Origin of the sequence: Bradyrhizobium zhengyangense, assembly GCF_022012555.1 — a bacterium.
GTDB lineage: Bacteria > Pseudomonadota > Alphaproteobacteria > Rhizobiales > Xanthobacteraceae > Bradyrhizobium > Bradyrhizobium zhengyangense.
Genome location: NZ_JAKLTZ010000007.1, coordinates 282,740 through 297,802 on the forward strand (window position 1 = coordinate 282,740; position 15,063 = coordinate 297,802).

Here is a 15,063-nt window from a genome sequence, read left to right on the forward strand (position 1 = left end):
AATGCAATTCGAGATTGGTAGCACAGCCGCAGCGAATGCGTAGATTTGCGCGCGCAGTTTCGGGTGCTTCGTTTGCCGGGTTCAAAGGACGTCACTTATCTGGACAAGTATGAGGCCGTGCATTCGCGCGACAGCGAGCTTGCGCGCGACCGCCTGTTCAGCGTCTACGGTGCGGATGGTTTCGACAAACGGAGCGGAATCTTCGGCATCCGGGCCAACTACGCCAGGCTGACGGCCGTCGGTCTCGGTTTTTGCTCTTACGACGCTCCAGTCTCGGTGAATTTTCCCGAGGCAAACTACGTCAGGCAATTCTTCTCCATCCAGGGCCGCGCCAGCTTCACAACGTCGCGCGGAAGCAGCGCGATCGGTGCCTGGACACCCATCGTCCCTGGAAATTCGCGACTGAAACTTGAATTTGGCGAGGACTATCGGCAATTGGTCCTGCGCATCGAGACGCCGGCGCTTGAACGCGCCATGAAGGCTCTCGCCGGCGATGCAAGTGACCGACGGCTCGAGCTAGCCGAATCCGATCCGAATCCATCCAGCATGTCGCTTTTCAGGCGGCAGGTATTCCATCTCGCCGAGGAACTGGAGACGTTTGCGGATCAATATTCGCCGCTTGCCAAGGCCGAGCTCGAACGCGACCTCATCGTCAGGTTTCTTCTGGGCCATGAACATAATTTCTCGGATCTGCTCCGGCGTGAACCGCGCAGCGCGGGGCGCAGCGTCGTCGCCAGGATCGAGGCCTTCATCGAGGCGAATTGGAACCGGCCGATCGATCTCGACGAAATCGCCGGCGTCGCCAATGTCGGCGTGCGCACCGTATTTCGCGAGTTCGCGCGCGCCGGCAAGGGCTCTCCGGCCCAATTCGCCAAGCGGGTGCGGTTGCAACGGGCCGCGGAATTTCTGCGCTCTCCGATGGAGACGACCACGGTAACAGGCGTTGCCTTCCGCTGCGGCTTTCACAATGTTGGCCGCTTTGCAGCCGATTACCTGCGGCTCCACGGCGAGCTGCCGTCCGAAACCCTGAGGCGCGCCGCTACAGAAATATAGCGGCCGCGGCGATTTCCCGCCGCGCCCGCCGTCCTGACTGGACGCCGCTCAGGCCGCGCGAATGGTCGCCAGGAATTTGTCGACCTCCGTCTTGAGCCGATTGCTCTCGATCGACAGCGACTGCGCCGAGGACAGCACCTGGGACGACGCCGATCCTGTCTCCGACGCGCCGCGCTGCACGTCGCTGATGTTCGACGAGACGTCCTGCGTGCCCTTCGCAGCCTGCTGCACATTGCGGGAGATCTCCTGGGTCGCGGCGCCCTGCTCCTCCACGGCTGCGGCGACCGCCGCCGATATCTCCGAGAGGCTTCCGATCGTCGCTCCGATCGTCCCGATCGCCGCGACGGACTCCTGGGTCGCAACCTGAATACCCGATATCTGCTGGCTGATCTCTCCGGTGGCCTTCGCGGTCTGCTCGGCCAGCGCCTTGACTTCGGAGGCCACGACCGCAAAGCCCCGGCCGGCGTCGCCAGCACGCGCGGCTTCGATGGTCGCGTTCAGCGCCAGGAGGTTAGTCTGTCCCGCGATGCTGTTGATCAGCTCGACGACATCGCCGATCCGCGCCGCGGCGCGCGACAATTCGCTGACACGGTCGTTGGTTTGCCGAGCCTGATTGACGGCCTCAGCCGCCATCCTGGCGGAATCCTGGACGCGATGGCTGATCTCGGTGACCGAGGAGGACATCTGCTCGGTCGCCGACGCGACGGACTGCACATTGGTGGAGGCCTCTTCCGACGCTGCCGCGACGGCGATCGACAGCTGTTGCGTCGATTCCGCCGTACCGGTCAGCGTGCCCGCAGCGGCCTCGAGCTCGGTGGCGGCTGAAGCAACGGTCTCGATGATGTTGCCAACGGCGGCCTCGAACTCTCCGGCCATTCTGTGCATGTCCATCCGCCGTTGGTCCGCAGCCCGCTTCTCCAGATCCCGCTGCGACTCCCGATCAAAGCCAAGCTTGGCCTGAAGCGCCTGGAGGGCGCGCAATGCCAGCCCCGCTTCGTCGTCGCGCTCGACGTTGACCCGGCTGTTGAAAACACCCTGGGCAATTTTCGACATGATGTCGTTCAGATGCGCCAGGGGACGCGTGATTGCGCGAATGGACGCCCATGACAGCAGGGCGCCGGCGAGCAGGCCCAGGCATAGAGCAACAATCGCGATCGCGTTGGCGAAGGCGAACGCGCCTTCGGCGGCATCGTATTCCGCCTTTGCTTCCTTGACCTGGATCGCGACCAGCCGGTCCATGTCGGCCTTGGCGGTGCCGAACAGCTCGGCAGCCTTGCCGGTCATATGTGCGTTCAGCTCATCGAGCTTGCCTTCGGCCAGCATGGCGAGCGCCGGCTTGAGGCCACGCTCGACATACTCGACCCGTTTCGGCATGAACGACTCCGCGACCGACTTCTCCTCGGGCGTGAGATAGGTCGCCATGTAATCCGACCACAGCTTGTCGATCCGGCCGGCGTTGGCCGCAACGACGCCCTGCGCGTCCGAGGAGACCCGGCCGGTGCGCGCTTCGATCGCCGATCGCAGGACGGCGAGCGAGTTCTCCTTCATGCGGTCATTGATCTCGAACAATTGGGCAAGCGGCACCGACCGGTCCTCGTAGATCGATTGGGCGTGCCGGTTGACCTGGCTCATGCCGATCAATCCGGCTGAGCCGACGATGACCATGAACAGCGACAGGACGCCGACCAGCGAGACCAGTCGCGCCTTCAGCGATCGCGTAAATGGAGAGAAGAGCTCGAACGGCGAGCGCTTGCGGATCATGCCGGCTTCGATCTTGAACGCGCCCGCTTTCTTGTCGCGAATGGCGGCGTAAACGCGTTCGGCCTGCTCGCGCTGGTCCGCGGGCAGCTTGGTGCGGATCGACATGTAGCCGACGACGTGTCCTTCTTCCCAGATCGGCGTCGCGCTCGCCAGCACCCAATAGAAATCGCCGTTCTTGCGGCGGTTCTTGACCGCGCCGGCCCACGGTTTGCCGGCCCTCAGCGTTTCCCAGAGATTGGCGAAGGCTTCCGGCGGCATATCGGGGTGCCGGACGACGTTATGCGGTTGGCCGGCCAGCTCCTGCTCGGTGAAGCCGGACGCCTCGACAAACTGATCGTTGAAATAAGTCAGCTTGCCCTTGAGGTCAGTCTTCGAGACGATCAACGTCTCGTCCGTCAGGGGATACTCGGTGGCGGTAACAGGCAAATTGGTACGCATCGATTGTCTCTCCGAAAAATTGGCGCTTGGATCGAATTTGGCGGGCGGCGCAGCTAGATCTGCAGGATCTTCAGATGGACGATGTCGAGAAGACGTCGCGTCCTCTCGATCTGCGCCGAGAACTCCCGGCGCGATTTCGGATCGCAAATCCGGTGTTCGATTTGATGGGCGTGCTCGATCGCGAGCTCGAACTGGCCGGCCAACCGACTGAGCGCATTCCGGGCGCTGACGCGCAGCGCGCTGGGCTCGACCCCGATGGAGCGATCGCAACGTTCGATCGACGCATCGACGTCATGCCGCTGCAAACGAAACTGTATGATGTTCGACATGCTATTCTCCCGCGGCAGAAGATCCGGCCGGCGAGATCGCTAATATACAAGTCGAGTTATCAGGGTATTTGACCGATCTACGACACTCTGGCCGGATTCTGACACGCGCGTTAAGCCGTCCATGACGTTTGACGGTAACGGGATCGCTTTCATAAAGCGGAGCTAATATGCCTGTCGAAAATCGGCAACCGAGAGCGCGTCGAGAACCTGTCCTGGCCCGCTGTCTCCTCGCATACCCACCGCAGCGGTGCGGACGTGCCGTGAAATTGCCCAAAGGGCACTAACTAATAAGGCGAATTGAAAAGACAGGCCCCACACGCGAGCCATGATGGGAACGCAAGGCCGGCAGCGACATGAAGAACTTCCTCGCATTGTTCCTCCTTCTCGCCGCGACGGCAGCGTCGGCGCAGGGCGTGACGCCGGTGCGACCCGCCGCTCCCTCCGATCTGGTCCTGACAGGCCTCACCGATAACGACACCACCGCAGGCGGCGTCGCGCGGCTGTGCGAGCAGGTCGCTTTTTCGCGCGGCCTGCGCTATGGCGACAGCGAGGCCAATGTGCTCGACGTCGCGACCAGCGAGACCACCAAGGCGGACACGCCACGGCCGGTGCTGCTGTTCGTCGCCGGTGACACGTTTACCGGCGATCGCGGAGCGCCGGAGCTGTCCCGCGATATCCAGGACGAAGCGATGTGCTTTGCAGCGCGCAACGGCATGATCGGGGTGCGCGTGAACTATCGCCTCGCGCCCGCCGCAACCTGGCCGATGGGCGCGACCGACGTCGCGGCGGCGCTGTCCTGGGTCCACGGCAATATCGACCTGTTCAACGGCGATGCCCGCGAGATCGTCGCGGTCGGCTATGGCGCCGGCGCCTTCCATGTCGCGAGCCTGTTGGCGCATCCCGAACTCCAGACCGACCGCGCCGACGTCGCCGCCGTGGTGCTGGTCTCGGGCATCTATCGCGTCGGCAAGGACGCCAGTGACGGCGAGAAGGCCTATTTCGGCAACGACGTCGCTCAATATGACAGGCGCTCGGTGTATCCCGGCATCCTCAATGTCGATGAGCCGATCGTGCTGGCCTGGGCCGCCAACGATCCCGCGAACCTGGTCGCGCAAGGCGAGACCCTGAAGAAGACGCTCTGCGGCGCCGGCCATTGCCCACGCGCGACGCTGCTGCGCAGCCACGACGGCATCGCCAGCGCCTTCGGGCTGGATGGTTCCGGCGACAGCCTTGCCGAGCCGACGCTGCTGCTGGTGCATCAACTGGAGGCGCGGGGGTTGCCGTAGCCGGACGATCAGTCGGTCACCGTCGCCCTGAGGTGGCCGCTTCTTCAGCGGCCCTCGAAGGGCGACGGCCCGGCGCTCTCCGCTCGGCTGCCGCGGTGGCCGTTCATCCTTCGAGGCTCTACCCGCGATGCGGTGCATCGCGGGCTTCGCACCTCAGGATGACGAGGTTAGCGGAGCGTTTTTGAGCGCAACCGGCGCGTCAGCCCGCCTGTCGTTTTCGGTCAGACAGCCGCGGGCGGCTTCAAAGCCCAGCCACACGATTGCCAAACGCTTGATGTAGATCAACTCGCCCGGGAGCGGGTTGAGCCGAGTTCGTTGGGGGGCCAACGACAAGGTGTCGAGCATGCGCGTCACCGGCAGACTGCTGTTCGTTCTGATCGCGGCGCTCGCCTCGCTCGGGGCGATGTCGCAACAGCGTGCGGATCAGCCCACCTCCGACCCCAGCCCCGACAAGGAAATCCGCATCGGCAACATCGTGCCCTATTCGGGGCCGCTCTCGGAATTCGGCGCGATCGGCAAGGCGGAAGCGGCCTATTTCGACATGATCAACGATCGCGGCGGCATCAACGGCCGCAAGGTCCGCTTCATCAGCCGCGACGACAATTCCGATCCCGCGACCGCGCTGCAGCTGACCCGCGATCTCGTCGAGAAGGACGGGGTGCAGCTGATGTTCGGGTCGTTCGGCACACCGGGCAATCTTGCCACGCGCTGGTACCTGAACGAGAAGAAGATCCCGCAGCTGTTCGTCGCCTCCGGCGACGAGGAACTGAGCCAGGCCAGGGCGTTTCCCTGGACCATGGGCTGGCAGCCGCCCTTCCGCTCGGAGGGACGTATCTACGCCAACTACATCCAGGCCTATTATCCCCGGAAGAAGATCGTGGTGCTGTGGCAGAACGACCAGTTCGGCCGGATGCTCTACAAGGGCATCCAGGAAGGTCTCGGCGATCTGAACCGTCATGTCCTGGTCGACGTCGCCTTCGACATCAATGACGAGCATCTCGAAGGGCACGTCGCGATTCTCAAGCGCGCCGACGCCGACATCTTCGTGTTTCTCGGCGTGCCGTCGACGGCGGCCAAGGTGATCGGCCTCGCGGCGTCGCTGAACTGGCATCCGGTCTTCATCGTCAACGATGCCTCCGCCTCGATCGCCAACGCGATGGCGCCGGCGGGGCTGGAGAATTCAGCCGGCGTGATCTCGGCGGCCTTCCTGAAGGATCCGAGCGATCCCGCCTGGAAGGACGATCCGGCCATGAAGGACTGGTTCACCTTCATGGACCGGTATCACAAGGTCGAAAGCACCAACAACAGTGCGGCACTCTACGGCTATGCCGCGGCCGAGGCGTTGACGCAGGTACTGAAGCAATGCGGCGACGATGTCTCGCGCGAGAATATCATGCGCCAGGCGGCGTCGCTGCGGGACTATCATCCCTCCGTTGCGCTGCCCAATATCAGGATGAATACGTCGCCGGAGAACTACCTGCCGATCAAGCAGATGCGGCTGGTGCAATTCGACGGACGGTCGTGGCAACCGTTTGGGGCGGTGATCGAGACGGCGTTTACGGAAGGCATGGCGAAGTGAGGTAGCGATTCCCCTCCCCCTCCAGGGGAGGGTGAGAGGCCTCACGCCGGCTTGAGCGATGCCAGCGCGTTTTCCAGCAGCGAGCGGACCCTTGCGGCATCGCCCGACTTCACCACGGCCGGATCGAGGTACAGCTCCAGCCCCGGCGCGCGTTCGGTGATGACGCCGCTCTTCTCGGCTGCCGCATCGCTCAGCGCATCGACCGCATAGGGAATGATCTCGCGGCTGATGCCCTTCATCGTGATCGCGGGCAGCGCGTGGGCGCGAACGATGTCGCTGACCAGCGCAAAGGTCTCGTAGCTCAGCACGATGCCCCCGGGCTCGGCAATTGACTGCAGGCGCGCGGCGAGGTTCGCCTCGGCACCGATGATGGTGTAGTCCATGCGATCGCTGCTGCCGAAATTTCCGACATTGCAGTAGCCGGAATTGATGCCCATGCGCGAGCGGAACGGCTGCTCGATGCCGGAGGCGCGCCATTTCGCATTGAGCTCGGTGAGACGCTGCTGCATGCGCCAGGCCATCTGCAGACAGGCCTGCGCGTCGGCGCGGTCGCCCTTGGTCTCGGGATCGCCGAAGAAGATCAGCATGGCATCGCCGATGAACTTGTCGACGGTGCCGCCATGTTCGTGCGCGATGTCAGACATCTCGGTGAAATATTCGTTGAGGAGCTGGGTCAACAATTCGGGCTGCAGCCGCTCGGTGGTCGCGGTGAAGTTCTGGATGTCGGAGAAGAAGATCGTAAGCTTCTTGCGCTCGGTGTGAATGGTGACGTCCTTCTGGCCGGAGAAGATGCTCTTGTAGACCTGCGGCGGGATGTAGCGAGAGATCTTCATCGACAGCGAGGCCAGGAAATCGTTGGCGGATTCGAGCTCCCTGTTCATGCCCTTGATGCGGCTGGCCTGACGGCGCTGGAGCGAGAGGAAGGACAGCCCGCAGCCTGCGGCGATCAGGAAATAGGCCAGCAGGAACTTGAACGAGAAGATGTTGGCGGCGATCGGCTGGGCGATGATCACCTCCTGGAGGCCTCTGACATCGCCGACCTTCCAGTCCTTCTTGGGGCTCTCGGGGTGGCTGTTGTGGCAGCTGACGCAGGCCGGGCCCATGGTGACGGGCGCGACCAGGCGGACCTTGTCGGAGAACAGCGATGTCTCGGTGTCGACGATCTTCTGCTCGGGATCGGCGCGGAGCGCGGCCAGCGCATCCCGCTCGAACTTGTCGAGCTGGTGCGGGGCGCGGTTCTGGAACGGGAAATCGGAGACGAAGCGGTAGGTGATGTTCTCCTGCTGCGCGCCGATGACGCGGCCGAGCTCCAGCGACAGCGTCGCCGGGATCGGGATCGCACCGGGGACGGATTCGTAGTTGTGAACCACCTTCGTCGTGCCGTTGGGGTTGGCCAGGATGCGCCCGACCACGTTGGACGCATAGTAGCTGCGCACGCTTGTGATGACCGAGTTGAGGTCGGCGGTCTGCCGGCGGAGCGCGGTCTTGTTCAGCTCAGTCAGGTCCAGCCAAACCGCCAGCGGCAGCGCCAGCAGGAGAAAGGCAATCACGGCCCCGATCAGGAGGCCGCTCTTGCGCTGCTCTTCGGCGATCTCTTGTTTCACTCTGTGGCTCCGTGATGTGCGTTTTTGCCGCAAGACCGGGGGATTTGCGGCACGACATGCCGGCTTGCACAGAGCCAATAAATGCGCGCCCGCGCAACCCCATTTTATGGTGGGTCGCAGCAGGCACCTTTTCGTTTCATGACGAATGTTTAAGATCGGGATCAACCTGCATCGATCAATCCGGAATCACCGCCCATGACCGAGACAATCCGCATCAGGCGCTTCATTGCGCGCCGCGTGATCGCGCCGATGAACTTGCCGCTTCTGACCTCGACCGGCGCGGTCGCGAAGGCGCCGCTGGTGCTGATCGACTGCGAGACCGACCAGGGCGCGGTCGGGCATGCCTATCTGTTCTCTATCACGCCGTCGGCCTTGAGGCCGCTGACCGCGATGGTCACGGAGATGTCGGAGCTGCTCGCAGGCGACGAGCTGCTGCCATTCGAGATCGAGCGCAAGCTGACCCAACGCTTCACGCTGCTCGGCCTCGCCGGCCTGCAACGGCTGGCGCAATCCGGCATCGACATGGCGGCATGGGACGCGCTGGCGCGCAGCCGAGGCCTGCCGCTCGCCCGCCTGCTCGGCGGCGCGCCCAAGCCGGTGAAGGCCTACAATTCGAAAGGGCTCGGCATCATGCCGGCGGAGGGAGCCGTAGAGGAAGCCCACAAGCTGCTGGCCGAGGGCTTTCATGCCGCCAAGATCCGCGTCGGGCGGCCCGAGGCGCGGGACGATCTCGCCGTGGTGCGCGCGGTACGCAAGGCCGTCGGCGACGAGGTGACGCTGATGTGCGACTACAATCAGGCGCTGACGGTGACCGAAGCCATTCGCCGCGGCGAGATGCTCGACGACGAAGGCTTGAGCTGGATCGAGGAGCCGATCCGGCACGACGATTACGAGGGCTGCGCCCGCATCGCCGATGCGCTGCGTACGCCGGTCCAGATCGGCGAGAATTTTGACAGCGCGTTTGCGATGCAGAGCGCGCTGTCCGCCGAGGCCTGCGACTATGTGATGCCCGACGTGCAGCGCATCGGCGGCGTCACCGGCTGGCTGCGCGCCGCCTCACTGGCGCACGCCGCCGGCATCGAGATGTCGACGCATCTGTTCTCGGAGGTCAGCGCGCATCTGCTTTGCGTGACGCCGACCGCGCACTGGCTGGAATATGTCGACTGGGCGGACGCGGTGCTGGCGGCGCGGCTGAAGATCAAGGATGGATTTGCGATTCCGGGCGAAGAGCCCGGCAACGGCATTGAATGGGACGAGGCGGCGGTGAGGAAGTATGCAGTGGGCTAATCGTTGAAAGCGACGCCCTTCGCGGCCTCACCCGGAGCACCGGGCTCGGCGATCCCCGCGCAATTGCTCGACGGCTTCTGTCCGGCGAGCATGCCGCGGAAAAACGCGAGCGCATCGGGAAAAGCCGCAATCAGGCCGCCATTATGCGTCCTGCCGGGATAGGTCTTCCAGACCACCTCGTTGCCGGCCGCGCACAGCGCCGCGACTTCGGCATATTGCCGCGTCGGCACCAGCGTGGAATCGGCAAGGCCGGTGCCGAGCAGGAGCGGCACCTTGAGGCGCACGGCCTTCATGTCCGTGATCGGCGTCAACCGCGCGATGATTTGGGCCATCGGCTCGACATAGACGTTCTCGGCGGTGACGCCATCCCAGCCCGCGACCTCGCGCATCTCGGTGGAGCAGTTCTCGCGCGCCGCCTTCAGGATCGGCTTGCCCTTGTCGGAGACGAGATCGTCGGCGGAAGGTGCGCCATCCGGCAACGAGCCGCCAAGCAGCATCAGCGACGTGTAGATCGGCGAACCGATCGCAGTCGTCTGCGGCGGCTTGTAGGGACCATCCGGGAAGGTCGAAACCAGGCCCGTCGCCACAGTGGCAATCAGCGGCACGTCGGGCGCGTAGCTTTCTGCGATCACGGTCGCGCCCAGGGCGGCGCCCGAGCCTTGCGATTGTCCGGTGACGAAGACTTTTGGAGCCAGCTTGTCACGATATGTGGCGAGCGCCGCGCGCACGCCATCCAGTACGGAGCGCCCTTCCGCCTGCCAGATCAGATAGGGATGCGGGCCAGGCCCGCCGAGTCCTTGATAGTCGGTCGCCACGACCGCAAAACCGTTCTCGAGCCAGCGCTGGATGTAGGTGGCATCGCGCGGCTTGTGACCGGTCCAGGACGGCGCACATGCATCGGAAATGCCCAGCGTGCCGTGCGCCCAGGCAACCACGGGCCAACCTCCGGCCGGCGGCTCGCCCTTGGGCAGATAGAGCGTGCCGCTGACGGGAACGATGCCGGCGTGCCAACGGAAATCGCTCGATGTGTAGAGAATGCGTTCGGCGAGGGCTGCGCTGGTGATTTCGGGCTGCGCGAGCATCGGCTCCTTGCGCAGCAGCATGCCGGGGCTCTCGGGCAGGGTTTCGGACCAGCGATAGAATGGCGAGAGGTTCTGGTCGCCCACCTTCGGCCCGACCGGCAACAATGAATTCGCACTGGCCGTCGAGGCCGAAAGGCCGACGACAACGGCGAGCGCCGCCAACGACCTTGTCGTCAGGCTTCCAGGCATCAGGCTTCTCCATCCCTTGCGCTCTTAGATTGGCTGGCGATCGCAGCAATCCTGTTTCTGCGCCGATTATGGACGCCGTCGCGCCAAGGTCCATGTCTTTTCGGACATGGACCGATGCCGATCGCACATGAAGTTGGAGGCACCGTCGTCGCTGGAGGTAGCCGCTTGTTCAGCGGCCCTCCATCCGCGCGGGGCGACGGGTCTTTACCGCCCGCTCCTCATTGCGAGATCGGCCAAAGCCCACTATCCCATGCCCCATGACCACATGGCGCCCGCATCCCCACATTCGCGTCGTCGCGATCGGCCTGCACTGGCGGGGCGGGCGTCTGCTCGCGGCTGAGGTGCGCGACGATGCCGGTCGGATCAAGGGCGTCCGCCCGCTCGGCGGCGAGATCGAATTCGGCGAGAGCTGGCGCGCGGCCCTCTTGCGCGAATTCAACGAGGAGCTCGGCATCGACGTCACCATCACCGGCGAGCCGCTGATGATGGAGAACATTTTTGTCCACGAGGGCGCGACCGGGCACGAGGTGATGTTCATCGCCGAGGTCAGGTTCCCGGATGACGCCTTCAGCCGTCAGGACCGTATCGACTTCCGCGAGGACAACGGAGAAGAGATCACCGCCCGCTGGTTCGACCTCGCCGATCTCGACGTGCCTGATGGCCCGAGTCTCTATCCGACTGGACTGAAGGAGTTGCTACTCGCGCCGAAAAGCAGGTGCGACTGACAATCCCGGCTACCACGTCTCTGCGCCAGCGATCTTTTTGCGCACCGCGATGCGCTGGATCCAGATGCAGCGACGGACGGATCTGTTGGAGCGGCCGACAGCAGAAATGCCCTCGCCGGCCTGAAGCAGCGGCGCCACGCTCGCGCGCAACTCGCGGCAGCGCTCGAGCTCGGCCTGCCAGTCGATGACGGCGGCATTCGCGCTCGATGCCGTCAGCGTCGCCGCCACGGCAAGGAAAATGGTCCGCATCATTCACCCGCCCTTCCCTTTGATACATCCGCAATGCGCCGGTAGCGGAAGTCGCAATGATCGGCACCTTGCATGATGGTCTGCGTGCGCGCCAGCTTGATGTCCGGACCGAAGCCGTCCGCGGTCGCAAAGTCGGCGGTGCAAACCATGAGGAAGCCGAGCTCCGGCTCGCCCAGCGCCTTGTAGAACTCGGCATAGGCACATCGCTTCACGTCGAAGGCGAACGCATCCCGCGTCTGCTCGATCACCTCGTAGCTGAGAGCATCGTCGCGCGCGTAAGTCCTGAAGGCGGAGCCGACCGCTTTGCCGAGATCGCTCTCGTTCTTGGCCTTCCAGAACTCCTCCCCGAAGCCGCGGTAGAGGTCACCGAGCGCCTTGCGCACAATCGCGTTCGCACGGACCTCGCCGAGTTCGGCCTGAAGCGCCTTGACCAGCGGCACCAGCACTTGCGCCTGGATTTTGGCCTGTTCGATGACGGATATGCTCATGGGCGGCGTTCTCGACTTCGGCGCCTCGGTGTCAACGTGGCTCCCACTGTGACTGAATCGCGCGCGAAGCGGAGCACACTTTGAGGCACCGGTTAGATTGCATCTTCGCCAAGACGCGATCAAGGCGGACGGCGTGAATTTCCTCTCCGGTGCTGGGGAATCCCAGCGGTCTCGCGCTGTTTCTATACCAAACGGTATAGAAACATGATTTCAAAGCGCGGGACGCGCGGGAATCTTCGGTCAGGCGCGGTTTGGCGTAAAGATGACCTTGCCCTTGAAGCTCGCAGCCTGGGCGATCGCGTCGGCAAACTGCTCCAGACCGTAGGTCGCAGCGACCGGCGCAGTGAGCGCGCCGGAAGTCACCAACGGGGTCAGATGATCGTACATTTTGCCCATGGTCTCGGCGGTGGCGGTCTTGAGCCAATGCACGAGCCAGAAGCCACGCACCGACACCTCCGCAAAAATCGCTCTTTGGCTCGAACCGGAGAAGGGCTGCCCGCTCATCGCGCTGTAGATGACGACCACGCCTTTCGGTGCAACGCAGTTCATGAGGTTCATGGTCGATGGACCGCCGACCATGTCGAGTGCCAGATGGATGGGCGCTCCGCCCGTCTCGCTGGCGACGCGCTTGGGCAGATCAGGACCGTCGACGAGCACGACATCCGCTCCCCAGCGCGCGCAACTCAGGCACCAATTCCTCGCGTCGGACGACGTTCACGAGCTTGAGTCCGAGCGATTTCGCCACCGCGATGACCGAACGCCCCGTCGCCGAATTGGCGCCATTCTGAATCACCCAGCCACCGCTGGGAACCTTGACCATGTCGGTCAACAGCAGGTAGGCCGTCGCGGGATTGACGCCGACCATCGCGAGTTGCTGGACATCCGCTTGCAGCGACAAGGGCCGCTGCCACGTCGCGGCAAACTTCACCCGCTCGGTCCAGGTCGGCACCATGATCGGGATCAGGGTTCGGTCGCCTTCTTTCAGGCTCTTGACGTTTGCACCCGCCGCGACGACGCGGCCCACGCCCTCGATTCCGAGGGTGGCCGGCAGCGGCGGCAGAAATCCGTAGCGTCCTGCGGCGATCATGAGGTCGGTGGCGTTGATCGGAGCGGCCTCGACGGCGACAACGACTTCGCCGGGGCCAGGAGCGCCTACATCGGGCACATCGTTCAGCCTCACCGCGTCCGCAGGCTTTCCAAACGTCACGACCTGAACCGCCTTCATGTGTCATCTCCTGTTTTTCTATTCTGTACTCTATAGTACAGAACGAACAGAAGGTCAATGACGGCACCGGGTGCACCGGTCACGACTGCTTGAGGACTTAACATCCGCAGCAGGAGCGCATAAACAAGTTGCATGGCAAGACCACGCAGTTTCGACCCTGATGACGTGCTCGAAGTCGCGCGCGAGGTTTTCTTGCGCAAGGGCTACCAGGCGGCCTCGCTCGATGAGATCACGGCGGCGAGCGGCATCGCCAAACCGAGCCTCTATGCGGCGTTCGGTGACAAGAGCGCGCTGTTCCTGCGCGTGCTCGATCGCTACCACGACGGTATCCTCGGCTGGGCAGAGCGTGTCCTGGCCCAGCCGGGCCAGGCCCGCGACGCTATCAGGCAATGGCTCACGGGATTCGTACCGTATTGCTCGGGCACAAAGGGCGCGCGAGGCTGCCTGTCGATCAACTCGTCGACCGACGGCTCGCTCGATCAGGCAGAGATCCGCAAAAGCATCGAGCGCTACAACAGACGCCTCGAGCAGTTGTTGCGCGCACGCCTCCACGCCGACCGGGCGCAGTTCAGGAAGGGCTTTGATCCCGATCTCACGGCACACACGATCATGGTGGTGCACACGGGATTGATGTCGCTTGCGCATCAGGGGTCCGATGCGAAGCAGGTTCAGGCCGTGATCGACCAGGTGATGACCCTGCTGGCCTAAAGCGCGATGAAATTGGGTTGAATCGTCGTCGCGCTTTAGCTCTTTGTTTGAGCATGATCGTTTCGGAAAACCGCTTCACACTTTTCCGGATCATGCTCTAGGGACGGCTGGTGGCCTCCCGGGGACGGCAGGTATGACATCAAGGCGCGCGAGATTGCTCCTGCGCGGGGTAATCGAGCCGGCCGTCGGGCAGGATGTGCGCGGCCGGATTCATTTGGGCCTCTTTGACCTGTCCTGGCCCGAGAATGTGAAACACCGTCTCGCCGGCGGCGAGCAGATAATCTGTGATGATCCGGCGATGGCACCGCCACCACAATGTCTCCGCGCACATGATGGCGCAACGTCGCGCCTGCCCGAGGTCGCGCAAATGCGCGAGGCCTTCGTGAAACGCCGGCCCCATGGCGTGGTCGGCATAATTGTGAAAGCTGGCGTTCTGCCAGAAGGCATTGGTCTGCCGCGGTACTTCGTGCTTGCGGCTGCGCAGACCGCCGAGCGAGGCGATGTGCTCGTAGCCGATCGCATCGATCGCCAGCGATTGCGGCAGCGTCTCGCGATTGTACTGCGGATTGGTGCGGGATCGGGGCACGGTGCGAACGTCGGCGACGAAGCCAACCGAGCTGCCCTGCAACAGGTCGACGAACTCCTCGATCGAACGAGTGGCATGGCCGATGGTGAAGAAGGGATGAGCCATGGCAGCCCGTCAGCTCACCTTGTGCCGCTCAGCTGCGCAGCAGCCGCAACGCACGACCCTTGTGCAGGGCGACGTGGTCGGTCTTGTCGCTCTTGATCTCGTATTGCGGATCATCCGGGCTCGCGTGGTGTGTGTGCCCCTTGTAGTCGACGTCCTCAGTGTGGACGCGCAGGATATGGCCGCGCACGCGGCCGGCCTCGGAATTCCAGCTGACGTGATCGCCGCGGTGGAAGGATTTGGGCATGGAGGAACAATGCCGGAGCGTGTGGCGCGTTCCAAGGGGCGGAAGGTGAGGTGACAGTCCGTCTTCGCTCTACGAGCTACGCCGGACACGCTTCGCATTGAGATTGGATCGTGGCTTGCCTAGCC

Annotated in this window: 17 protein-coding genes; 7 read left to right on the forward strand and 10 right to left on the reverse strand. The window is 63.8% G+C overall.

Annotation, left to right across the window (positions count from 1 at the left end):
• The first annotated feature begins 72 nt into the window (after positions 1-72).
• Positions 73-1,053 (forward strand): helix-turn-helix domain-containing protein, encoded by a 981-nt coding sequence (locus L6639_RS26800; RefSeq protein WP_237864625.1) that lies wholly within the window; start codon positions 73-75, stop codon positions 1,051-1,053.
• 48 nt (positions 1,054-1,101) lie between these two features.
• Here L6639_RS26800 and L6639_RS26805 read toward each other — a convergent pair whose 3' ends face one another.
• Positions 1,102-3,252, reverse strand: a complete 2,151-nt coding sequence (locus L6639_RS26805; protein ID WP_237864626.1) for a methyl-accepting chemotaxis protein — start codon at positions 3,250-3,252, stop codon at positions 1,102-1,104.
• 74 nt (positions 3,253-3,326) lie between these two features.
• Between L6639_RS26805 and L6639_RS26810 the strand changes: the two genes are divergently transcribed.
• Positions 3,327-3,653 (forward strand): hypothetical protein, encoded by a 327-nt coding sequence (locus tag L6639_RS26810; RefSeq protein WP_237864627.1) that lies wholly within the window; start codon positions 3,327-3,329, stop codon positions 3,651-3,653.
• Positions 3,654-3,934: 281 nt separating this feature from the next.
• A complete protein-coding gene (locus L6639_RS26815; RefSeq protein ID WP_237864628.1) occupies positions 3,935-4,867 on the forward strand; it encodes an alpha/beta hydrolase in 933 nt (310 codons plus the stop codon).
• Positions 4,868-5,020: 153 nt separating this feature from the next.
• Here L6639_RS26815 and L6639_RS26820 read toward each other — a convergent pair whose 3' ends face one another.
• Positions 5,021-5,212 (reverse strand): hypothetical protein, encoded by a 192-nt coding sequence (locus tag L6639_RS26820; RefSeq protein ID WP_237864629.1) that lies wholly within the window; start codon positions 5,210-5,212, stop codon positions 5,021-5,023.
• Between L6639_RS26820 and L6639_RS26825 the strand changes: the two genes are divergently transcribed.
• On the forward strand, positions 5,211-6,446 hold the full coding sequence (locus L6639_RS26825; protein WP_237864630.1) for an ABC transporter substrate-binding protein: 1,236 nt from the start codon (positions 5,211-5,213) through the stop codon (positions 6,444-6,446). The genes L6639_RS26820 and L6639_RS26825 overlap by 2 nt on opposite strands.
• 41 nt (positions 6,447-6,487) lie before the next feature.
• Here the strand turns inward: L6639_RS26825 and L6639_RS26830 are convergent, their stop codons facing one another.
• Positions 6,488-8,050 carry an adenylate/guanylate cyclase domain-containing protein gene (locus L6639_RS26830; RefSeq protein WP_237864631.1) on the reverse strand — a complete coding sequence of 521 codons (1,563 nt, stop codon included), beginning with the start codon at positions 8,048-8,050 and terminating at the stop codon, positions 6,488-6,490.
• A gap of 195 nt (positions 8,051-8,245) precedes the next feature.
• Between L6639_RS26830 and L6639_RS26835 the strand changes: the two genes are divergently transcribed.
• Positions 8,246-9,337 carry an enolase C-terminal domain-like protein gene (locus tag L6639_RS26835; protein WP_237864632.1) on the forward strand — a complete coding sequence of 364 codons (1,092 nt, stop codon included), beginning with the start codon at positions 8,246-8,248 and terminating at the stop codon, positions 9,335-9,337.
• Here L6639_RS26835 and L6639_RS26840 read toward each other — a convergent pair.
• Positions 9,334-10,608 carry a lipase family protein gene (locus tag L6639_RS26840; protein WP_237864633.1) on the reverse strand — a complete coding sequence of 425 codons (1,275 nt, stop codon included), beginning with the start codon at positions 10,606-10,608 and terminating at the stop codon, positions 9,334-9,336. The genes L6639_RS26835 and L6639_RS26840 overlap by 4 nt on opposite strands.
• A 257-nt stretch (positions 10,609-10,865) precedes the next feature.
• Here L6639_RS26840 and L6639_RS26845 point away from each other — a divergent pair, with 257 nt between their 5' ends.
• Positions 10,866-11,333, forward strand: coding sequence for an NUDIX hydrolase (locus tag L6639_RS26845; protein ID WP_237864634.1), 468 nt, complete (start codon positions 10,866-10,868; stop codon positions 11,331-11,333).
• A 9-nt stretch (positions 11,334-11,342) separates the two neighbouring features.
• Here L6639_RS26845 and L6639_RS26850 read toward each other — a convergent pair whose 3' ends face one another.
• From L6639_RS26850 to L6639_RS26865, 4 genes are all read right to left on the reverse strand, one after another.
• Positions 11,343-11,585, reverse strand: a complete 243-nt coding sequence (locus L6639_RS26850) for a hypothetical protein (RefSeq protein ID WP_377803061.1) — start codon at positions 11,583-11,585, stop codon at positions 11,343-11,345.
• Positions 11,582-12,070: an L-2-amino-thiazoline-4-carboxylic acid hydrolase gene (locus tag L6639_RS26855; protein ID WP_237864635.1), complete on the reverse strand. Its 489-nt coding sequence runs from the start codon at positions 12,068-12,070 to the stop codon at positions 11,582-11,584. Before L6639_RS26855 ends, L6639_RS26850 begins: the two co-directional genes overlap by 4 nt.
• A 240-nt stretch (positions 12,071-12,310) precedes the next feature.
• Positions 12,311-12,727: a zinc-binding dehydrogenase gene (locus tag L6639_RS26860; protein ID WP_237864636.1), complete on the reverse strand. Its 417-nt coding sequence runs from the start codon at positions 12,725-12,727 to the stop codon at positions 12,311-12,313.
• Positions 12,708-13,295: an alcohol dehydrogenase catalytic domain-containing protein gene (locus L6639_RS26865; protein ID WP_237864637.1), complete on the reverse strand. Its 588-nt coding sequence runs from the start codon at positions 13,293-13,295 to the stop codon at positions 12,708-12,710. The genes L6639_RS26860 and L6639_RS26865 overlap by 20 nt, the downstream gene beginning before the upstream one ends.
• 132 nt (positions 13,296-13,427) lie before the next feature.
• On the opposite strand from L6639_RS26865, the gene L6639_RS26870 reads away from it, so the two are divergent.
• On the forward strand, positions 13,428-14,003 hold the full coding sequence (locus L6639_RS26870) for a TetR/AcrR family transcriptional regulator (RefSeq protein WP_237864638.1): 576 nt from the start codon (positions 13,428-13,430) through the stop codon (positions 14,001-14,003).
• Between the two features lie 139 nt (positions 14,004-14,142).
• Here L6639_RS26870 and L6639_RS26875 read toward each other — a convergent pair whose 3' ends face one another.
• Positions 14,143-14,694 carry a DUF488 domain-containing protein gene (locus L6639_RS26875; protein ID WP_237864639.1) on the reverse strand — a complete coding sequence of 184 codons (552 nt, stop codon included), beginning with the start codon at positions 14,692-14,694 and terminating at the stop codon, positions 14,143-14,145.
• 28 nt (positions 14,695-14,722) lie between these two features.
• Positions 14,723-14,938, reverse strand: a complete 216-nt coding sequence (locus tag L6639_RS26880) for a hypervirulence associated TUDOR domain-containing protein (RefSeq protein ID WP_237864640.1) — start codon at positions 14,936-14,938, stop codon at positions 14,723-14,725.
• Between the last annotated feature and the right edge of the window lie 125 nt (positions 14,939-15,063).

Bases quoted from the DNA above. Each gene is read 5' to 3' on its own strand.
- L6639_RS26805 (WP_237864626.1), bottom strand. From the start codon at position 3,252: ATGCGTACCAATTTGCCTGTTACCGCCACCGAGTATCCCCTGACGGAC.
- L6639_RS26865 (WP_237864637.1), bottom strand. From the start codon at position 13,295: ATGAAGGCGGTTCAGGTCGTGACGTTTGGAAAGCCTGCGGACGCGGTG.
- L6639_RS26835 (WP_237864632.1), top strand. From the start codon at position 8,246: ATGACCGAGACAATCCGCATCAGGCGCTTCATTGCGCGCCGCGTGATC.
- L6639_RS26845 (WP_237864634.1), top strand. From the start codon at position 10,866: ATGACCACATGGCGCCCGCATCCCCACATTCGCGTCGTCGCGATCGGC.
- L6639_RS26815 (WP_237864628.1), top strand. From the start codon at position 3,935: ATGAAGAACTTCCTCGCATTGTTCCTCCTTCTCGCCGCGACGGCAGCG.
- L6639_RS26840 (WP_237864633.1), bottom strand. From the start codon at position 10,608: ATGCCTGGAAGCCTGACGACAAGGTCGTTGGCGGCGCTCGCCGTTGTC.
- L6639_RS26810 (WP_237864627.1), top strand. From the start codon at position 3,327: ATGGACGATGTCGAGAAGACGTCGCGTCCTCTCGATCTGCGCCGAGAA.
- L6639_RS26875 (WP_237864639.1), bottom strand. From the start codon at position 14,694: ATGGCTCATCCCTTCTTCACCATCGGCCATGCCACTCGTTCGATCGAG.
- L6639_RS26870 (WP_237864638.1), top strand. From the start codon at position 13,428: ATGGCAAGACCACGCAGTTTCGACCCTGATGACGTGCTCGAAGTCGCG.
- L6639_RS26820 (WP_237864629.1), bottom strand. From the start codon at position 5,212: ATGCTCGACACCTTGTCGTTGGCCCCCCAACGAACTCGGCTCAACCCG.
- L6639_RS26825 (WP_237864630.1), top strand. From the start codon at position 5,211: ATGCGCGTCACCGGCAGACTGCTGTTCGTTCTGATCGCGGCGCTCGCC.
- L6639_RS26855 (WP_237864635.1), bottom strand. From the start codon at position 12,070: ATGAGCATATCCGTCATCGAACAGGCCAAAATCCAGGCGCAAGTGCTG.
- L6639_RS26880 (WP_237864640.1), bottom strand. From the start codon at position 14,938: ATGCCCAAATCCTTCCACCGCGGCGATCACGTCAGCTGGAATTCCGAG.
- L6639_RS26850 (WP_377803061.1), bottom strand. From the start codon at position 11,585: ATGATGCGGACCATTTTCCTTGCCGTGGCGGCGACGCTGACGGCATCG.